This window comes from Alicyclobacillus cycloheptanicus, assembly GCF_028751525.1.
In the GTDB taxonomy this organism is placed as follows: domain Bacteria; phylum Bacillota; class Bacilli; order Alicyclobacillales; family Alicyclobacillaceae; genus Alicyclobacillus_L; species Alicyclobacillus_L cycloheptanicus.
This window is the reverse complement of record NZ_CP067097.1, coordinates 2,226,161-2,245,922: the sequence shown is the minus strand read 5'-3', so window position 1 is coordinate 2,245,922 and position 19,762 is coordinate 2,226,161. Positions and strand designations below refer to the sequence as shown.

19 protein-coding genes and 1 pseudogene are annotated in these 19,762 nt (G+C 49.9%); 9 read left to right on the top strand and 11 right to left on the bottom strand.

Annotated features, from left to right (window positions below; all coding sequences use genetic code 11):
• Positions 1 to 50: 50 nt before the first annotated feature.
• The 7 genes and pseudogenes from JI721_RS10335 to JI721_RS10305 form a co-directional block, all read right to left on the bottom strand.
• Positions 51 to 254 (bottom strand): DUF5348 domain-containing protein, encoded by a 204-nt coding sequence (locus JI721_RS10335; protein WP_274457797.1) that lies wholly within the window; start codon positions 252 to 254, stop codon positions 51 to 53.
• Between the two features lie 388 nt (positions 255 to 642).
• Entirely contained in the window at positions 643 to 1,440 is a 798-nt protein-coding gene (gene istB / locus JI721_RS10330; protein WP_274454797.1) for an IS21-like element helper ATPase IstB, read from the bottom strand.
• Complete coding sequence (istA, locus tag JI721_RS10325) at positions 1,437 to 2,585, bottom strand: IS21 family transposase (protein WP_274454796.1); 1,149 nt, start codon at positions 2,583 to 2,585, stop codon at positions 1,437 to 1,439. Before istA (JI721_RS10325) ends, istB (JI721_RS10330) begins: the two co-directional genes overlap by 4 nt.
• A 704-nt stretch (positions 2,586 to 3,289) precedes the next feature.
• Complete coding sequence (locus JI721_RS10320) at positions 3,290 to 4,372, bottom strand: MFS transporter (protein WP_274457795.1); 1,083 nt, start codon at positions 4,370 to 4,372, stop codon at positions 3,290 to 3,292.
• On the bottom strand, positions 4,372 to 4,572 hold the full coding sequence (locus tag JI721_RS10315) for a hypothetical protein (protein ID WP_274454795.1): 201 nt from the start codon (positions 4,570 to 4,572) through the stop codon (positions 4,372 to 4,374). The genes JI721_RS10320 and JI721_RS10315 overlap by 1 nt, the downstream gene beginning before the upstream one ends.
• A gap of 107 nt (positions 4,573 to 4,679) precedes the next feature.
• Entirely contained in the window at positions 4,680 to 5,729 is a 1,050-nt protein-coding gene (locus JI721_RS10310) for a zinc-dependent alcohol dehydrogenase family protein (RefSeq protein ID WP_274454794.1), read from the bottom strand.
• Between the two features lie 97 nt (positions 5,730 to 5,826).
• Positions 5,827 to 7,291: pseudogene (locus JI721_RS10305) on the bottom strand (aldehyde dehydrogenase family protein).
• Positions 7,292 to 7,505: 214 nt separating this feature from the next.
• Between JI721_RS10305 and JI721_RS10300 the strand changes: the two are divergent.
• From JI721_RS10300 to JI721_RS10285, 5 genes are all read left to right on the top strand, one after another.
• Positions 7,506 to 8,516 carry a sigma-54-dependent transcriptional regulator family protein gene (locus JI721_RS10300; RefSeq protein ID WP_274454793.1) on the top strand — a complete coding sequence of 337 codons (1,011 nt, stop codon included), beginning with the start codon at positions 7,506 to 7,508 and terminating at the stop codon, positions 8,514 to 8,516.
• A 21-nt stretch (positions 8,517 to 8,537) separates the two neighbouring features.
• Positions 8,538 to 9,287 carry an IS1595 family transposase gene (locus JI721_RS10295; RefSeq protein WP_274454792.1) on the top strand — a complete coding sequence of 250 codons (750 nt, stop codon included), beginning with the start codon at positions 8,538 to 8,540 and terminating at the stop codon, positions 9,285 to 9,287.
• A gap of 181 nt (positions 9,288 to 9,468) precedes the next feature.
• Entirely contained in the window at positions 9,469 to 10,110 is a 642-nt protein-coding gene (locus JI721_RS17275; RefSeq protein ID WP_407654018.1) for a DUF6431 domain-containing protein, read from the top strand.
• Between the two features lie 56 nt (positions 10,111 to 10,166).
• On the top strand, positions 10,167 to 11,582 hold the full coding sequence (locus tag JI721_RS10290) for a DDE-type integrase/transposase/recombinase (protein ID WP_322790932.1): 1,416 nt from the start codon (positions 10,167 to 10,169) through the stop codon (positions 11,580 to 11,582).
• Positions 11,583 to 11,697: 115 nt separating this feature from the next.
• Entirely contained in the window at positions 11,698 to 12,126 is a 429-nt protein-coding gene (locus JI721_RS10285) for an AAA family ATPase (RefSeq protein ID WP_274454791.1), read from the top strand.
• A 50-nt stretch (positions 12,127 to 12,176) separates the two neighbouring features.
• On the opposite strand, the gene istB (JI721_RS10280) is transcribed toward JI721_RS10285, so the two are convergent.
• Both istB (JI721_RS10280) and istA (JI721_RS10275) read right to left on the bottom strand, forming a co-directional pair.
• Complete coding sequence (istB, locus tag JI721_RS10280; protein WP_274454790.1) at positions 12,177 to 12,935, bottom strand: IS21-like element helper ATPase IstB; 759 nt, start codon at positions 12,933 to 12,935, stop codon at positions 12,177 to 12,179.
• 45 nt (positions 12,936 to 12,980) lie between these two features.
• Positions 12,981 to 14,525, bottom strand: a complete 1,545-nt coding sequence (istA, locus tag JI721_RS10275) for an IS21 family transposase (RefSeq protein WP_274454789.1) — start codon at positions 14,523 to 14,525, stop codon at positions 12,981 to 12,983.
• Between the two features lie 434 nt (positions 14,526 to 14,959).
• On the opposite strand from istA (JI721_RS10275), the gene JI721_RS17270 reads away from it, so the two are divergent.
• On the top strand, positions 14,960 to 15,199 hold the full coding sequence (locus JI721_RS17270) for a DUF5348 domain-containing protein (RefSeq protein WP_407654017.1): 240 nt from the start codon (positions 14,960 to 14,962) through the stop codon (positions 15,197 to 15,199).
• Positions 15,200 to 15,605: 406 nt separating this feature from the next.
• Complete coding sequence (locus tag JI721_RS10265; protein ID WP_274454788.1) at positions 15,606 to 15,848, top strand: sigma 54-interacting transcriptional regulator; 243 nt, start codon at positions 15,606 to 15,608, stop codon at positions 15,846 to 15,848.
• Between the two features lie 61 nt (positions 15,849 to 15,909).
• Here JI721_RS10265 and tnpA read toward each other — a convergent pair whose 3' ends face one another.
• Positions 15,910 to 16,329: an IS200/IS605 family transposase gene (gene tnpA, locus JI721_RS10260; protein ID WP_407654016.1), complete on the bottom strand. Its 420-nt coding sequence runs from the start codon at positions 16,327 to 16,329 to the stop codon at positions 15,910 to 15,912.
• On the opposite strand from tnpA, the gene JI721_RS10255 reads away from it, so the two are divergent.
• Together JI721_RS10255 and JI721_RS10250 are read left to right on the top strand one after the other, a co-directional pair.
• A complete protein-coding gene (locus JI721_RS10255) occupies positions 16,282 to 17,160 on the top strand; it encodes a sigma 54-interacting transcriptional regulator (RefSeq protein ID WP_322790931.1) in 879 nt (292 codons plus the stop codon). The two genes, tnpA and JI721_RS10255, sit on opposite strands and share 48 nt — an antisense overlap.
• Before the next feature lie 239 nt (positions 17,161 to 17,399).
• Complete coding sequence (locus tag JI721_RS10250; RefSeq protein ID WP_274457790.1) at positions 17,400 to 18,692, top strand: IS1380 family transposase; 1,293 nt, start codon at positions 17,400 to 17,402, stop codon at positions 18,690 to 18,692.
• 187 nt (positions 18,693 to 18,879) lie between these two features.
• On the opposite strand, the gene JI721_RS10245 is transcribed toward JI721_RS10250, so the two are convergent.
• A complete protein-coding gene (locus JI721_RS10245; RefSeq protein WP_274454787.1) occupies positions 18,880 to 19,560 on the bottom strand; it encodes a hypothetical protein in 681 nt (226 codons plus the stop codon).
• Positions 19,561 to 19,762: the final 202 nt, after the last annotated feature.

Below are 19,762 nucleotides of genomic sequence, written 5' to 3'. Positions count from 1 at the left end.
ATCATCGGTCCGGATTCCCCGGACATATGTTCTCATTTTGTCCGACCGGATTACATACGGACCTGGTAGACCTCTCTTGGGCGAAGCGCCAATCCGACGTTTCCGAGAATGACGTACCATGTCTCGGCCATTTCCAGACGACATGGATATGGCTGTCCTTCGACTACCAGATCAAATGTCTCGCCGCAATGTAACCCGTACTCTCTTTCGCCAGTTCTAACAGTCCAGCGATCATTCTGTGGATTGTGTCGCATCTGAGCGTACCGCATCTGCTCACCCCCTTTCAGAGCGGATCCCCAACTGGCGAATACACCTGGTACTCGCCAGCAAAAGGACCCGTAAGGATTGCCACCTCAACCTACAATGTTTGAAATCTCGAGCTCCAGTACTCCCGAGTACCAGAAGTCGCGGCACAAAGCGATTTCAATTTTGGACCACGTTTCGTAGTCCCTATATGACAGCCGGCACTGCTCACCTTGCACGAAAGCAACCCTCCCGGGCAAAAGACAGTCCAGAATCCGGATGGTAACCTGGTCCCCTTCCTGCAACTCTTGGACTTGGTAGCCCTCGTCGAAGCACCATGTCCTGAAATCCGAGTGAAAACGTATAATCCCTTCTCGATAAGCCATTTGCAGAGCCCTCCTATTCAGTTGCCTGCTCAGCAACAACTCCGACGTGGGATTGGGCCAAACCACTCCTGAGCTTGTCCTTCATGCGAAAGCTGTTGCCCCGGATGTTAATCGTGGTGGCATGATGCAGAATCCGATCTAACAGGGCGCTTGCTAGCACTGGGTCGCCAAATACGCTGCCCCAATTCGCGAAACCGGTGTTGGACGTGATGATCATCGCGCCACGCTCATAGCGTTCAGACACCAGCCGGAAGAAGTTTGCTGCATCCAGGGCGTCAAGGGGCAGGTAGCCCACCTCATCGCAGATGAGCAGTTTTGGTTTGACGTACATCTTGATCCGCGATTCCAATCGATTCTCCGCGTGTGCACGCCGGAGATCGCTGACCAACCCTTGCATGGTCACGAAGGAGACACTCAGTCCCTGTGCAATCGCCTCCAGCCCCAGCGCCACACTAAGATGGGTCTTACCAACACCTGGAGGCCCGAGCATTACGACGTTGTGTCCGTCCGCCACGAAGGAAAGATGAGCCAGTTCCCGAATCTGGCGTTCGTCGATCGAAGGCTGGAATGAGAAGTCAAAGTCCGCCAGTGTTTTGTGATACGGAAAGTGTGCCGCGCGCAGCTTGGCCTGTAGCCGCCGTGTCCGACGCTCATCTATCTCGGATTCGAGTAGTCTTACCAGAAAACCAATATAGGTCGCGTCGTTCTCGGATGCCCATTCCGCGCTTGGTGCCAACAAATCTACACAGCGATTGAGACCAAGCTCCTGCAGTGCCTCCTGTGCCTTTGCCAAAGTGAGTGCATCTGTCATGACACCACCCCGGTGGCAGCGATCTGCTCATAAAACTCCAAATCTCGTTGCTCCACTTGTGCAGCAATCTGGACGCCCGCCACTTTTCCATTCACTCTCGTGTCGTCCGACCGCGGGATACCTTTCGTATGGTCGTGGTTGTGAGATACCTGGTGTTTGCCGACGAGAACCCGGTGTTCCGCGATCACCTGCCCATTGTGCTCAATTCGTAGGACGCCGTTTTGTAGCTCGCGTACCATGACACTATGACCAACGTATTGCCATGGAACACTGTAGAAGTTCGCTTTCCAGCTCACACGGCAGTCATTGGCCACCTTCCGGAACTCATGCTGTGACAGGGGATAGGTAGCAACGGGCAGGGGCGTTAACTTCTCCTCTGCAAACCTGTCCAATGGTACAGCATGCGTGGTCGCATGCACGCGGGCGTTGGCGACCGTGTCGCGCCAGAGGAACGCTTGCCGGTTGAGATCTGCGCTATCCACAAACTCGACTGGCCAGAAGCTTTGCCGGATGTAACGGATGGGACGTTCAATCTTGCCTTTCGTCCGGCTGCGATAGGGCTTGCACGCCTTTGGCAGGAATCCGTAGTATTTGGCGAAGTCTAGATATTCTGGAGTGAATTCCACATTGCCCTGCCCATCGTTTGAGAGCACTAGTGGCTTGCAATTGTCGCTCAAAATGGTGACAGGTACGCCGCCAAAATACTCAAGCGCATTCCGAAGTGCCTGCAGGATGCTCAGTTGATCACTACCTCTGATATACTCGAGATAGAGCATTCGGGAGTAGGACAGAACCATCACGAAGCAAATCGCTTTGTGTCTTTTCTGATCCAGCCCGATGTAGGGGAATTCCCCGAGATCAATTTGCGCCTGCTTGCCTGGATCCGTCTCGAAGCGAACGGTCGCCACCGCCTTCACGACGGGCCGCAGTGGGCGCATGTATTCTCGCAGGATAGTGACTTCGCCGGTATATCCCTGTGCTCGCAGATCCCGCAACAAACGTACCGCGTTTAAAACTCCTTTCTGCATTTGCTCTTGAATGTAGGGCTTGAACGGATCCAATTTGGACCCGCGCATGGCGCCCAGATTGACGCACACCTTCACGAGTCTTTGACTGAATCGCTTGACGGATAGTTTTGCGGTCATGTCCGAATTTTCTGGCTAACTCTGAGATGGATACGCCCGCTTGGTACAGATCCTCAATCTCCATCTTCTCAACCTCCGTCACCCTGGCACCTCCTTCTCCAGCTCTCGGCTGGTTGGGTGCCATAATTCGACATAGGGTGGGGAATTCTTGCCGTTGATTTTGGGGAATGTGTCTCCGCTGTTTTTGAGGAATTCTACTCCGCTGTTTTTGGGGAATCACATACCGTTGTTATTGGGGAATCACATACCGTTGTTATTGGGGAGTTTATCACCGTTGTTGACAAATGCTTATGTTTGTCGATTCTCCATTCAATTTCATTCCTTCGATATCGCTTACGCATCGTTGGTATTTAACAATTTTCCAACAGGTATTTTCTTGGTTCTGCAGTAACGTGCTCGCTCTCCATGGGAAAGGTTCTCCTCCTTCCTTCTTGATATAACTATATAAAAGTTGATTTGTTCCCTTTGTTTCCAAAACATAGAGTTCAATCAGATAAGTCATCACTTACCTCCAACGATTCACTACAATATACCGCACGTTAAGCGGCGAATTTTAGCAACCTGATTACGGTGATCTAAGACGAAGGTACGGCCCCCTTATCGGCGGGCCGTACCTTCAGGTAATTACTTCAATACTGTTCAGACCCACACAGACACCAAGCAAATTAACGAACGTCTAATCACATCGTTCAATCATTCTCCGATTACTCTGCCAGAACTGTACTTACATCCACTGCTTCTTGTGCAGCTTTGCGAGCCAAAACCTTCGGTGCTGTTTCAATATAAAATAGTGCAACTACCCCAGCAATTATCGGTGCAGCAGCCGCTAAAAACATGGGATAGCTTAGCCCAAATTTGTCTGCCAGCGCCCCGGCAATCACCGGCATCAAAACCGCTCCGAATATTTCTCCAACAGCTGTAGGTATACCGACTGCCGAACCCGAAAGTTCTCTGGGCACAGATTCGGTTGTGCATAGTGATAAATATACAGGATAGCATCCCCACCCAAATATTCCACCAAACAGAAGAATTACAAATAACAAAGTTTGGTTTGTACCTGCCAGAGCGAACCATAGAGTGAACAATCCATTCAGAACGGTAAACACCAACATTGCTGGTTTTCGCCCCATGTAGTCAGATAACGCTGGTACCAAGAGCATTCCGACGAATCCACCAAACCCCCACGCAGATATTACTACGCCAGCTTGTGAAAGGCTGAGGTGTCGCACCTCGGTAAGAAATAATGTGGCAAAAGCGGAGAAAACAAATAGCCAGTTCATATACAGAATACTGATCAGTGAAGATAGCACAACATTGTGGTATTTCAAGGCAGCAAAGATGTGTGGTTTTGACTTTTCAGTCACCACCGGTTCTTCCGGGGCCTCTTCTTTCGCAATCTGACGTTTTTGTTGGGAGCCCTTCATTACGAAGGCTAAGATTATGGATAATATCAGACCTGGAATACCGACAATGAAAAATACCGGTCTCCATCCAACAACCTGTTCAAGTTGAGTTGCAATAATGGCGCCTAACCCAATTCCTAAAAGAGGGAAGACAGCCTGGTGAGCTCCTAAATTAAATCCGTTCCTGCTTGGTGTAGACTCTTCAGCTAACGTGGCTACACTTGAACTGAAGACGCCGCCTTCGCCTAACCCTAATAAAGCCCTGACAGCAAGCAAACCTCCGTAACTCCTAGCCACGCCTGTTACCCACGACATCAAGGAAAAAAAGATCGCAGATGGTACTAGTACCTTCTTGCGTCCGAGTCGATCCGAAACTCCCCCCATTAACCAAGCCGCAAATGCCACGCAAGTGCCAGTGCTGAAGTTATGGCACCAGCTTGTGCATTTGTTAAGTGAAATTGAGGCACAATGACTGGAAATAGGTAAACAATCACCAACCGATCTAGTCCTACCGTCCCCCACAGTATTGCCAGAAGAATCAATATAGTCCATTCATATCTATTTGATTTTACAGGTTGCTTCATTTCGATTTACCCCCTACTATTAAAATTTTCCTAATTTTTGTCTTGTCCTGGCATATAAATTATGCCAGGACAGACCTTTGTTTTGCGAACACTCTTATGGAATCAAATCAGAAAGAAGTAATTACGTTGAACCCTCTTGTTTCAAACCTCGTCATCTTATCGAAGATGTTATTGACCTCTGTCAGTTCAACTTCACTTTCCACCAGTGATTTCGGGTTTAAGCGCCCCTCTGCAACCAAGCTTAGTAGGCCCGCATAGGATGAGTGGGGATTTCCAAGGCTACCCATGAACTCGATCTCCTGGAAGGTCATCGCGTCAATTGGCAGCGCAACCATTCCGCTTTCCGCCGCTGCCGTCAGACCAATTTGGACATGACGACCACCCTTCCTAAGACCGAGAACGGAATTCAATATTGTTGTCTTGATTCCGAGTGCGTCTATGCCAACATGAGCACCACCTTTGGTAATGTCCTTGATGGCTTCAGGTACGTTGTTGTTTCTCGCATTAACGACTGCAACAGCACCCTCTTGTTTAGCCTTTTCAAGCTTTTCGTCGTCGATGTCTACCGCAATAACTTGAGCACCAACTGCGCGCGCCGTTTGGATAGCAGATAATCCAACGCCACCTGCTCCTTGAATTGCGATCCATTCCCCCGGTTTTACGTTGCCACGCATTACCCCATGAAAACCAGTCATGAATCTGCAGCCAATTGCCGCTGCTGTTACTGCGTCAATCGATTCAGGTAGAGATATAAGATTGATGTCCGCGTTTTTCACCAATACATATTCAGCGTAACATCCGTCATAGGACGCGCCATACAAGCTCATCTCATCGCAAAGATTGGATCGTCCTGTTTGACAATAAGAACAGTGTCCACAACTGTTATGGAAGGGAGCCGTAATGCGGTCGCCGGGTTTAAAATTTTTAACTTCTTTACCAACCGAAACTACCTCCCCACCAAATTCATGACCGGGGATAATGGGCAGTTCAGGTGTAACTCCTAACCAAGAGAAATCCGCGTTCCAAGAATGCCAGTCACTTCTGCAAATCCCTGCAGCATGTACTCGAACTACTGCGTCCTGAGGGCCTGGAGTTGGATCTGGTACATTGTCAATTACCAAAGGCTTGCGAAACTCTAGGATACGTGCGGCTTTCATACCAAACACCCTTTCAATTTTTGATTTTGACCAACTGTATCATGTAACTAGGTGACTGCCGGAGTCAAATTAGGTATTTTACTCCAATACCTCAAAGTCACTGCATGCCATACCAGTCTAAAGCAGCTTTTCCAAGGTCAATCCATACATGTTTTGTCTGTGTATACATTTCCATTGCCTGTGCCCCGAGCTCTCGTCCAAAACCACTTTGCTTAGTTCCTCCAAATGGAGCAACGCTATCCAACATACTGTAAGTATTCACCCAGACCGTTCCCGCCCTGAGGCCGCGAGCCATCCTGTGAGCGCGTTTCAAATCATTGGTCCATACGCCTGATGCCAATCCATAAATAGTATCGTTGGCTTTTCGTAAAGCGTCCTCTTCATCTTTGAACCGGATTACGGCCGCTACCGGCCCAAATATTTCCTCCTGGGCAATCTTCATATCGTTTGTAACGTCTTCAAAAATAGTCGGCGTATAAAAGTATCCATCGCCCGCTCCCATATAACGCTGTCCGCCAGTCACTAATTTTGCTCCTTGTTCTAAACCAACTGCCACGTAATGTTCAATACGCCTCAATTGTTCCTCGGAAACTTGAGGCCCCATCTGACTAGTCTGCTCTAACGGATCCCCAACACGGATTGATTTTGCTTTCTTAAGAAACAACTCCATAAATCTGTCGTATATAGATTCTTGAACAAATACTCGAGATCCAGCTGCGCAAACTTGACCCTGCGCAAAATAGATTGCAAACGCAGACATATTCACAGCATCCTCGAGGTTTGCATCATCAAAAATAATGTTAGGAGATTTTCCTCCGAGTTCCAGTGATATCGGTTTCAAATTCTTGCTCGCTGCTTGCATGATCAAGCGCCCGGTACTTGTCGAGCCAGTAAATGCCACCTTGTCTACTCGCCAGAGCACTTCCCGCTGTCGACCCATACCCAGGAACAACATTTATAACACCATCCGGCACTCCTGCCTCTTGGAATATGCTTGCCAACTCTAACGTACTAACAGGTGTTTGCTCAGCTGGTTTAATCACGACAGTGTTGCCCGCTGCAAGCGCCGATGCTAGTTTCCACATCGTGAGCATTAGAGGGAAGTTCCAAGGGACAATTGCCCCTATTACCCCAATCGGTTCTCTCAGTGTGTAATTGAATCGATCCGACGGTGTCGCCAGTGTTTCTCCGTGGACTTTGTTTGCCAATCCAGCGTAAAACTCCAAGACGTCAATTGTTGCCGGAAGCGCTATCATTCTGCTCTCGTTAATTGGCAGCCCGTTATCCCTGGACTCAGTCTCGGCTAAGAAATCGGCCCTATCCCACATTATTTGAGCTGCTCTATATAACAGGCGACCACGTTCACTGGGTGACATTTTAGCCCAAGGCCCCGACTCAAAAGCAGTTCTCGCAGCCTTGACGGCTTCATCAATATCCTCCGGGCCTCCCTCGGCAACAGTGGCATTAGTCTCTCCAGTCGCTGGATTAAGAGACCGAAAAGTCTTTCCCGATATAGCATCCCTCCATTCGCCGCCAATGAACAGCCGATAGTTGTCCTTCATACCATTTCTCCTCTCCACCAATTTTCTTAGAGGTAACCCTCCTACATTATTTTCATGCAATAATCGTGCCAACGACTAAATAGCTTTTTTATCAGGAGTTCTCCAAGTTTATTGATCCAAAATGGATCAACTGTTCGATGGTGGAACAGTAGTTCTATAGGCCTGTCTTGTGTTAATATTTTGATAAACAAAAAGGATTGTCGGTGATGTAAACATGCTTGATACCAATAGGAGTGAACTGGTCAAGAGAGCGTGGAATCGTAGTACGACTTATGGTGTGGACCCGGTGGTGGCCAAGGATGCAGTATTAGAACATCGCGAATATCTTCGTCGAAGAGAATATTTGGAAAACTTCATTTCTGACATTTATCCCTACCTGACAACCGTTTCCAGATGGTTGCAAAATACGCAATCTGTTCTCTCTCTCGCGAGCCCGGATGGTTTGATATTGGAACATGTTGGGGAAGCCCCATTCTTGGATGGAAGCCAACAGGCCCATATAGGGCGCGGGGCAATTTGGTCAGAACAAGTACGTGGCACAAATTCAATTGGTACATCCATCGCCGAACAGAAAGCGCTTGCAATCGTGGGAACAGACCATTACCTTGAGGAAAACCAAATGATGTACTGCATTTCGTCTCCGATTTTCAATTCTAGAGGTGACCTGTTCGCAGTTCTCAACCTCGGAGGACCGGTGAAAATGTATGCTGCCGAATTGTTGCCATCCATCGACACTGCCGCGCGATCAATCGAAGACTGGCTGCTTATCCATCGTTCTGATTATCAAGGGGTACTTTCCTTGTACCCAGAAAAAATAGGCGACCATCAAGCATTACTATCGGTAGATCGGGAAGGCTTTATAGTCGGCACTAATCGAGCAGCACGCGAACTGCTACCAATTGATAAGTACTCATTAGGAAATATTCATGTCTCTGACGTTGCCCTCGAAACCGGTTCAACTGCAAATGTAAAAGTGGGACTGGGGAACATCTCTGTCAATACCAAATACAATAAGTCTCAGGGGTGGTTAGCGTCGCTTATTACGGACTTGCGCGCATATTATGTATCACCGCCAACTCGTCTCACAAAGCAATCGATTCAGCACAAAAAGCCATCTGGTCATTATACATTTGATCATCTGCATGGAACTGACGAAGAATTTCTCAACATACATCTCAAGTCTTCTAAGTTTCTATTGAAAAGTGGAAAGTGGGTGGTAGAATAACGGTAAGAACAAGCGTTCGGGGTGAGCGTCCTGAACCTGCTTGAGTTTCAAGAACGATTCTCTACAGTCCGTGCGTGTGAGGAGCGTCTGTTTCAACTGCGCTGGCCAGATGGCTTCGTTTGCCCGAAGTGCGGCAGCAAGGAATATTGCGAGGTCGCCTGTTCATCAAGGAAAGATGCTGAGGAGCGCCTTCCGTTATTTCAGTGCAAGGTGTGCTCGAAGCAAACTTCTGTCACGGCGGGCACCATCTTTCACAAGACGAAAACCGATTTGCGTAAATGGTTTCTCACAGTGTATCTGGCGGCAAATGATAAGCGAGGCGTTGCTGCCACGACGATTGCTCGAAACCTTGGGGTATCGTATCCCACCGCATGGAACATGTTGCGTAAAGTCCGCAAGGCAATGGCAGATCGTAACGCAATGTATCAGTTGGAAGGAATCGTACAAATCGACGATGCATATTTCGGCGGAGAAAGCCATGGCGAGGGAAAGCGTGGAAGAGGCTCGGATCAAGCCCCCGTTGTTGTCGCCGTACAGATGGAACGTGGAAAACCGAAGTACATCACGATGGCGCTGGTGCCGAATCTCACGAAGGAAGCCGTTGCTCCCGTTCTTTCCGAACGATTGAAGCCGAATTGTATCTGGGAGACGGATGGTAGTAAGACGCTCGTTGCCTGTGCAAAAGAACTGCAGCAAGCGTCACACATTGTGACGAAATCAAGCGCACCTTGTTTACGCCTTGATTATTTGTCGTCGTTGTCGGCAAGTTGACGATGAGTGTGTGTCGGCATCGAGGGCGCTGCAGGAATTTGTCGATAAATGGAGAAAACGCCATCTGAGCCGAGTAGGTCCAGGTGGCGTTTCCATCTGCGCAGGGTAACGGAAGGGTTGTAAAAAGGTTTGGCGGCCTTCCCTTCCATTCCCTAATTCGAGGCCGAAATGGCACTCTTGTATGCCTATCGTATGTGTTGATTGTGAGTCTGTCAATGCAGATGAGTATGCGAACTTGGTACATCGGTTACTGCCTCAGGATATACCTTGTATTTACTGTGGGCACCTCTGTACGTACGTCCATGCCTACTATTTACGTCGGCCGTTTGACCTAGATGAACAGCGGCACCATTTATGGATTCAACGACGACAATGCCCAAGTTGCCAACGTACATTCGCGCTGCTCCCCTCATTTGTAGCCCCATTCCAACGGTACACTCTCGTAATCCAAGACCTTCTCTCAAGCCTGTTATCTGGTCGTGCAACACTTGAGTTCGCTCTGTCAACGCTCGCAGAACTCGGTGTCTCGCTCAGTGAATCCTCCGCAAGAGCTTGGTTCTCTCGTGTCAGTGCACAAGTCCCTGACATACTCGCACGCTTCTCTAGTTTTGTGCAGCGTCATCTGCCTGATGCTCATCTACCGCGCTTGCGTACTCACGTTCGGGATGTGAGGGTATGTGCATATTACGACCGATTGAGGTTGCTTGGGGACGATGGTCACAGTGGGGTTTGGAACCGTCTGCGCCAGGTTGTCTATCTGTTTGCCCCATCGGTGTCGGTGAACAGGGTGTCGTATGGTCTTTCCCCGGAGGATTCCTCGTAATTCTCTGATTCACCCCACACAAAACGATCTTCAGAGTGGATGGGACCCACGCCAAGATGAGGATATCTCAGATTGGAAAGGAGAAGGTCGACATGGATGATGAGATGCGACGGCAAATCGCTCTGTTTCGTTATGGTTTGATTGCTCCGCTGCTTCAGCAATCCCCACGTGGCGCACAGAAGCCGATACTTGAGGCAACCGCGAAGCAAACCTACACATTACCAAATGGAGAGGTACGGCAATTCTCAGAACGGACGTTGGAGCGATACTTGGCCAACTACCGGAAGGATGGATTGGATGCACTGTACCCAGAACAGCGAGCGGACCAAAGGCGTCCGCGTGTGCTCCCACAGAGCGTGATTGAACGGGCGATTGCTTTGCGTAAGGAGCAGCCGCTACGTACCGTGGAACAGCTCGTTGTCATGCTTGAAACAGAGGGATTGGCACCCGAGGGATTCATTCGTCGCAGTACGCTTGCGGCCCACCTGCGCAAAGCAGGAGTTGAGCGAGCGAAGACGCTTCGTAAACAGCGGACGTGGCAACGGTATACCGCGAACGAAGTGCATGAAATCTGGCAGTGTGACATTTGTGATTCACTTCGAATCCCAGATCCAGCCTCGTCAGGGAAGATGCGTGTAGCTCGGTTGGTTGCGGTGTTGGATGACAAGAGTCGCTATATTTGCTACGCCTTCTTTTCGTTCCGAGAAAACCTCCCTGCTCTAGAACACGCCTTGAAGAAGGCGATTATCTCGCACGGAACACCCCACGTGTTCTACTGCGACAACGCAAAAATTTTTCAATCTGCACAGTTGTCAGAGGTGGCAGCACGGCTAGGCTTTGAGATTCGCCACTCCCGTCCATATCTCCCCCAGGGACGCGGCAAATTAGAGAAATTCTTCGGTTATATGGAGCGTTCGTTTCGGCCGGAGGCGGAGCTTTGTGTACAACGCGGTACGATTGCGAATCTCGATGATTTGAACCGCTACTTTTCTGCGTGGTTAGAAAAGATGTACCACCAACGCGTCCACAGCACACTGAAAAAGCGACCGGTTGCTGTCATGGAGTCCCATGGCCCCCTGCGCCTTGTTGACCCAGTCGTTCTTGAGGATGCGTTTCAGTGGACGTACACCGCCAAAGTCGACAAGACGGCATGTATTCGAGTGCAAGGCAACACGTATGAAGTCGAACCGATTTTGGTCGGTCAAACCGTTTCGCTTCGTTACGACCCTTACAACCTTGCCCGCATCCAAGTCTGGTGGGAGGGCAAGCAATACGCGGATGCTGTCCCTTTGAAGCTGCGCCGTCACACCGACAAACGTGTAACCCAGGCTGATGCGAAGACGGACGAACCAACCGTAAAACCAGGGATCTCTTTCCTTGAAACCATTTCTACGCAGAGAGAGCAGGAAAGAAAAGAGAAGCTAGGCCGGACGTCATTTGTGCGCACGACGAAAGAAGGTGAACGGACATGATGACTGAGTTCTTTCGTTTTACAAGAGAACCGTTTGAACGGGACATCCCCGTTGAAGATTTAGTGTTGTTTCACAACCACAATGAGCTCTGCGGATTCAACCAAAATTCCGGCAGGTGGACAACCAGGTACTCACTCACCAGGTTCTCGAAGAGAGCTACCAGAAAGGTCGCCAAGTCGTCATTGTCGTGGACGAAGCTCAAGACCTAGACCCACAGATGCTCGCTGAATTTCGGTTCCTGAACAACTTTAAAGCAGACTCATTTTCTCCGATTTCCCTTTGGTTGGTAGGCCAGAGCGAGCTGCGAGAGACAATGAAACTTAGAATTCTTTCCGCTCTGTCAGGGCGTATTCAAATCCGTTACCACATGACTGGGTTAACGGAGTCAGAGGTTCATGACTATATCTCAAAGCAGCTGACCTGTGTTGGGGAGGAGAAAATGATCTTTTCCGCAGATGCAGTGAAACTGATGCGTATTCCGATGAAATCGGCCACCTATTCCGGTAATTATCAGGCCAGTGAGTCCGCTAAATATCGGCCATGAGTTCCGGTAATTGTCGGCCGCCCCGTCCCTCTCCAAAGTGTGGCTGATTTCTACTTACCAGATCCCTCAGATTTTGGCAAGCTATTTGTAATTTTCCGCATTGATTCCCCACGTAGATTCAGTTGGTAGGCGTTATGGACAAGTCGGTCAAGGATTGCATCTGCGACTGTTGCGTCAGCAAACTGTTGATGCCAGTGTTCGACTGGAATCTGGCTGATGACACATGTCGAGTGGGTTCCAAACCGATCATCGACGAGGTCGAGCAGGTCTCGACTCTCTGGTGCGGACATGGCCGCCAGCCCCCAGTCGTCAAGAATGAGTAGATCCACTTTGAGAAAGGACTTCACCAACTTAGGGTAGGAACCGTCTGCCTTAGCTATGAAGATGTCTTGAAGCAATCGAGAGAGGCGGTGGTAGCGTACCCGCAGACCCATTCGGCAGGCGGAAGTCCCTAGCGCACAGGCAATGAACGTCTTCCCGATGCCTGTCGGCCCTGTCAGGATGAGGCTATGATGTGCTGTGATCCACTGACAAGTGGTGAGGTCTCGCAGCAGGCCCTGGTCAACGCCTCGTGCCTGATGAAGGTCAATATCCTCGGGATTCGCGCGAACCTTGAGATGGGCTTCCTGCAGGAGCCGGGACAGCCGGTGGTTCTGACGCACGGTCGATTCGGCATCCACCAGCATGCCAAACCTCTCCTCGAAAGACAATTCGACAAGATGAGGGTTTTGTAGTTGGTGCTCGTATGCGTCCGCCATACCGGAGAGACGCATCTCCCGAAGTGCTTGGGCAGTCTGGTTATTGAGCATCTGACGATTCCTCCTTGGGGGCAGGCAACCTGCCCCTGAATTGGTTTAGTGGATTACTTCATCGTGTTTCGGCGTGCCGCGGTAATAATCCGCACCACGGATGTTTTCATGAACCGGCACTGTCTCGGGTAGGTCAAGTGGGAGTACGGTCTGGTCGGCATGGGTTTGGAGAATGGACTTCACACTACGAGACGAAAACGCACCGATCGTGAGTGCCCGTAGCGCGGCCGCTTCCATGCGTTCTTTCGAGTACTGCTTGCTTAATTTGAGTAGCCCTAGACATGACCGATATCCCTGTTCTGGGTGCTTCCTTGATTCGAGGATGCGTTCCACCAGGGTCCCGGTGTTCGGACCAACACTACGTCCCCAATCGATGAGCCGTTTTGGCGTCCATTCCAAGTGCTTTCGATGGGCTTCCGGCATGTGTGTGGGGTCAGTAGCGTGTTTTCCTTTGATAAACAGGCGATGATGGCTAGCGACGCGTTTACCTTTATGGAATATCTCTACGACTTTCTGGGTGAGCCGCACCTCCAATTTCTGGCCCACAAGTTGATAGGGCACACTATAATAGGCCTTTTCCGCTTCGACGTGGTAATCTATGTTTACCTTCGCAGTTCGCCAGATGGCGAACTCGTAAGGGGTGCTAGGAAGCGGACGGAGGGCCGGCTTGTCGATGTTCTCAAACAGGGACTTACGTGAGCCCTCCAGCTTCTGAAACGGCTTCTCGTTTAACTGTGTCAGCAGCGGACGGATTGCCTGGTTGATTTCTGCGAGACTGAAAAACTTTCGATTGCGCAAAACTGCCAGAATCCAACGCTCGACGAGTAGTACACCTGCCTCGGCATGGGGTTTGTCTTTCGGCTTTTTTGGACGAGCAGGCATAACCGCAGCACCGTAATGGGACGCCATTTCGTGGTAGGTTGGGTTGAGAACGGGTTCATAGCGGTCAGCCTCTTTTACACCAGCTTTCAGGTTGTCTGGAACAAGAAGTTGCGGTACGCCCCCGAAGAACGTGAAGGCTCGTACATGTCCGCCAACGAAAGACTCGAGACCTTGTGACGGCTGCGCCTCTGCGAATGTGTAGTTGCTTGCTCCAAGCACGGCGACGAAGAGCTGCGCTTGCAGGATTTCTCCCGTCTCTCGGTCGATGTAGGGTATGGTAGGACCTGCGTAATCCACAAACATCTTTTCTCCTGCACGATGCTCCCCACGCATGGATATCTGCAGGGTTTTCTTCCACTGGCGATAGCGTTCACAGAATTGGCTGTATTGATATCCACTGGCATACTCCGCCTTGTATTCCTGCCACAGCAGCTGTAATGTGACCCCCTTCTTGCGCGATTCTTTGTGGATGTAGTTCCAATCTGGCTCGGTGCAGTTTTTAGGACGACCCTGGGGGCGAGGAAACAGCTCTGATTCCAACTTGACGTCGTCGATGTCCTCGGGTAAAGGCCATTGCAGGTTAAGTTCGTTGGCCCGTGAGAGGATGCGTGAGACTGTGTCCCGCGACAGATTGACACTGCGCGCGATGGCACGTTCACTGAGTTGAATTTCGTTGTGCAGGCGTAGTACTTCTTTGATTTTGCGCATTGGCGTCCTCCGTCTGGTCAAGTAGACTTCTCTCCTTCCAATCGATGATGCGAATTGGTTTCGGAGAACGAATATTGTCTACCTGCCACGAAATTTGTCGCCAACACTAAGGGTTGAGACGAGGGGGTTTGATTCCGATAATTGTCGGCCACTGATTCCGGGAAGTGCTCTAAAAGTGGCCGGTTTCTGTCGGAATGACTGGCCGGGATTTACCGGAATAGGTGGTCGTTAATTAGCGGAATGGGGGGCCGACATTTTCCGGATTCGGTGGCCGATTTGATCCGGAATACGCAACTGATTGCGAAGACAAGTCAGGGGAATCCGCGAATGATGAATACGTTGTGCCGTGGTGCACTACTGGATGCAGCAACTCGTGGAGAACAGGTTGTGGATATAAGCCACGTGGAACGCGCTTGGGTGGAGGTGAACGGATAATGAAGGGTCACCTGGAGTTCAGTCCAACTTTCGGACGGTGGTATTTCATGAGCGAAGAGACGGAGTGTGCTCTACACTGTGGCTATGCCGTAGAATTACGAGTAGGAGATAGATACTACCCTGGGAGGATTGAGTTCTGTGATGAGGGCTGGTATGTAATCCTTCAAGAGGACCCACGTAAACGCGTATCTTTCGTGCTAAAACGCAAGTGTACCTATGCTGCCCGACTTCCGTGGTAGCCGTTCAACAAAACGCTCCTGGGGCCTGCCGCAAGCAGGCCTTTTCTTTCTTTACCGTCACTTAGCTTAGAATGCACGGTGATTCCAGATGTCAGTGTCATCTGGAATTTCACCGACAAACAATCTGAGCGGGGACAGCACCTGAAGCACATGAGACGTTCGAATGGATAGACAAGACCATCAGCCTGGCCAAAAGGTTTATCGACGGCACCTATCACGGGCGGATTGTATACAAGCAGGCATACCTTGAGGAATACGTGTATAGGTTCAACCGCAGGAAGTTCGGAAATCGTCTGGCGGACAGGTTATTACTTGCTTGTGCAACCGCAAAACCATTACCCAACATTTAGCATCCAAATTCAAAAAGTGGGGTCTTATCCCAACCTACTTAGAAGACTTGAGATGTATGTTTCTCAAAGTAGTAGAAACCGCAAAGCGAGCAGCCCAAACTGACTTTACCGTTACGATTTTAGGGGAGAGTGGAACAGGTAAAGACCTTCTCAGCCTGGCAATTCACTATGCTAGTAACCGGGCAAACGCACCGTTCGTAGCGATTAACTGTGGCGCAATCACCAAGAGTCTAATGGAGAGTGAGTCACGGGACCACCCGTTCAACGGGTGGCTTGATTTTCGCCCTATAAGGGCATGATGCTTGCTGCGCCTAAAGGCGCGATTTCACCAGCCTCTTCCCTGGCTACCCCTGAAGGGGTTTATTGACTTGCCTTGTCCTCGATGATATCTGCTTCTTCTTGTTTCTCAATGTACTCTCTGATGACATCCTTATTTACCCCGACCGTGCTCACGTAATAACCTCGTGCCCACAAATGTCTACCTCGCCCCTGCTTCATCTGTGGAAAGCGATCGAAGACCATCAAAGCGCTCTTTCCTTTGAGATATCCCATAAACTCTGATACACTCAGTTTCGGTGGTATTTTTACGTACATATGTACGTGATCCACACTAATGCTTCCTTTTACCAACTCCACATTTTTGTACTCACATAGCGTCCTCAGTATTTCCCCGACGTCCTTCCTGACCTCTTTGAAGAAGGTCTTCCGACGAAATTTCGGGATGAATATGATATGATAACTGCAATCCCAGCGGGTGTGGGACAGACTGTTTGCACCCACGGGTACCGTCCTCCTTTGCTTGAGAATTGGCTGGCGAAACCATTTCTCAGTATAGCAATGGAGGACTTTTACATCACGCCTCACGGCTCTTCCTGTTCAGTTCTCCCACGCATAGCGTGGGGCTTAATATTTGAGTTATTCGGATACGAGCCCGGAGCTTTCACAGGGGCAAAACAATCGGGTCATCCAGGTAAAATAGAACAGGCAAATGGCGGTACACTTTTTCTTGACGAAATTGCTGAACTGCCAATGGAAGTTCAGGTGGCACTTCTTCGGGTTCTTCAAGACCACACTGTAACACGCGTCGGCGGGATTAAGCCCATCAAAGTAAACGTTCGAATCGTCACGGCTACACATGCCGATTTATGGCAAATGGTGCGTAACGGAACATTTAGATCAGACTTGTTTTATCGTTTGCAGGGCATACATATCACTCTTCCACCTCTTCGTAAAAGAACTGATCGCTTATACATCGGTAGACTTCTTTTGGATTCCATCAAAGGCGAGCTTGGTTATAGTCAATTGCGCCTCTCCTCAAAAGTAGAACGATTTATTGACGACTATCACTGGCCGGGGAATATCAGACAACTGGAGAGTGTAATGCGTGAAGCTGCGTTTCTTTCAAAAGACGGCTTAATTGATCTTGATTGTCTCCCACATTATATATTATCCGATTTTAGTTGCACTGAGTCCGGCAAATCTACGTTGAAGCGTACGGAGGAAGAGACAATAGAGCAGGTTCTGCGACAAACCGGGGGTAACATATCTGAGGCTGCACGCATTTTGGGAATCGGACGAAATACGCTATATCGAAAGATGAGAAAGCGTTAAACTCTAAGCATTGCAATTGAAGGTTGCAATTACTTTCTAAAGGTACCGTTGCAAAGTATTGTTTATTTAGACCTGAATCCGTGGCGGCTTGACCCGTAGAACCCCGCCAACACGTGTGTTTTCTCCGGTAGAATAGGGATAGTTGGGGCTGTGCTCCTCCAGATCCGCTTCACCGCCGGGGTGATCTTTTGCGTTTTATTATTGAGGAATCCGATGAAGTCATTGTTACCCATTCAGGTATGGCGTTGATTGGGTTGCTCCTTGAAAAGACTCGAATCGGCGAACGTCTCAATCAAACTCGGTTAGACGGCATGGGAACTCCAGAAATCTCGAACTGGGACATTGCACATGCGTATATTGGCTTGCTTTGCCAAGGCAAAACCGACTTCGACCATATCGAACCCTTCCGGGAGGATGATTACTTCCTGGATGCGCTGCAGATTCAGAGTGTACCCTCCAGCCCTACATTACGCCAACGCATTGACATGGCAGCAGGAAAATCCGGATGGGAGTCCATTCTCCTGGAAGAGTCGGCAAAGTTGCTGAAAACGTTGGAAGTGACACTTCGCCCCATCGTGCTTGGACAGGACTCCGATCATCGTTTCTACGTCCCTTTGGACATCGACGTCTCGCCGTTTGACAACTCGGGCACCAAGAAGGAAGGCGTCTCTCGTACATACAAGGGACTGGACGGGTACGCCCCCATCTTCGCTTATTTGGGTCAAGAGGGATACGCTGTCCATGTTCAGCTTCGGGAAGGCAGCACACATGTCCAAAAAGGAACCGCCGCCTTCCTGCGAGAGAGCATCGGATACGCTCGACAGGTAACTGACCTACCGCTGCTCGTACGCATGGATGCAGGGAATGACAGTGCCGAAAACATTGCAATCTGCCAGGCGGAGGACAGCAAGGCAGATTTCATCATCAAGCGAAACCTGCGGAAAGAGAGCGTTGACGCCTGGCTGATCACTGCACAGCAACATGGAACCTGCGAGGAGCCTCGTCCCGGAAAGAAGGTTTATCAGGGCTCGCTACTCTGCCCGGTCAAAAGTGTGTCTCAGCCAGTTCGCATGGTGTTTGAAGTCATTGAACGTACGACAACCGCCGACGGGCAAATGCTGCTCGTACCGGAGATTGAGGTTAGCGCCTACTGGACGTCACTACCGGACGCCCCGGCGGTCATCATTCAACTCTATCGGGAACACGCTGTCATGGAGCAGTTCCATAGCGAGATCAAGACAGACCTGGATGCGGAACGGCTGCCCTCCGGTAAGTTTGCGACGAATAGCCTGGTCCTGCACTTCGTCGTCGTAGCATATAACCTATTGCGGGTGATAGGCCAGGAAAGTCTCAAACGGGGTGATTCACCGCTGCGCAAAAAGGTAGAACGCCGCCGGATTCGCACGGTGATTCAAAACTTGATGACACTGGCCGCCAAGATGGTCCGGCATGCTCGGCAGACAAAGCTAAAACTGGGCCGTGGCAATCAGTGGCTTCCCACGTTTCGAAGATTGTATTTGACCTTCTCGTGACGACAAGGCGGCCGTCGAACTGGAATTTCAACCTCCCGAAAGCTCCCAAGACCAGGGGGTTTGGGACTTCGTCACTCCAAAGGCGGCATGACATGCGAACTCGATGACCAACACCGGAACGACCACCGTGGGCAACTTCGTAGGCGCCGAACTTCTTCCACTTTTGCCCACAGAGACAGTAAATTGGTCAAGCCGTCACGGATTCAGGAACCAATTTATCTCCCATAAAATAGTATAGTTCGACTGAACTTCCGCCCGACACCATAACGGCATCTTGCCCTGACGCCAGTTTTACGGGCTTTCCACTGGGTAAATGTGCCTCATCAGTGTCATGAACATGCCCCATCATTAGAAATGTATTTTGGTCGTAAAAGGCGTAAAACGTACCGCCATTCGGAACAGTCATCTTCGAGCCAATCAACTTCGAAAATGCACCAGGCAGACCACTCCGCACTTTGGGAGTAAATACAGGGGCCGCTACCACACCACTGACCAACCACTCGCCGTTGTCTCGGGCGACGTACACAATATAGTAGTATGGATTCGTGGTTTCAGACACTTGAACAACATATCCCCCATTGTCTCCGAGCAGGAATTTATATTTTATTTTCGCATGTTCCGCCGTCACGGATGCACCATTTGACAACTTCCATGACATTCCATGACGCACGACCTGCTCTGGATTCGCGTCATATTGCTTTGACACCGCACGACTCGTCGCGGACACTACATCCACCACTTTTTTACTGGTTAGAGTCGTGGGAGGCGGTGTATTTTGCCCGGATGCGACACGCTGACTGTTCGAACAACCGCCAACTACCAGTGCGATTGATACGAGCGTTGCGAGCAACAATGATGTACGATTCAACACCAACGCCTCCCAGAATAATCAGTTAATTTAAAATTTACGGTTTGGACGGTGCAGTTGCTGAAGTATGACGAACATATTCGGTATAGCGCGGACTAGTCAGCGTAAGAACGAGTGTAGAACCTAATGCAACAACAATTCTTTCAATTTACATACCCCTGAATCCGTGGCGGCTTGACCCGTAGAACCCCGCCAACACGTG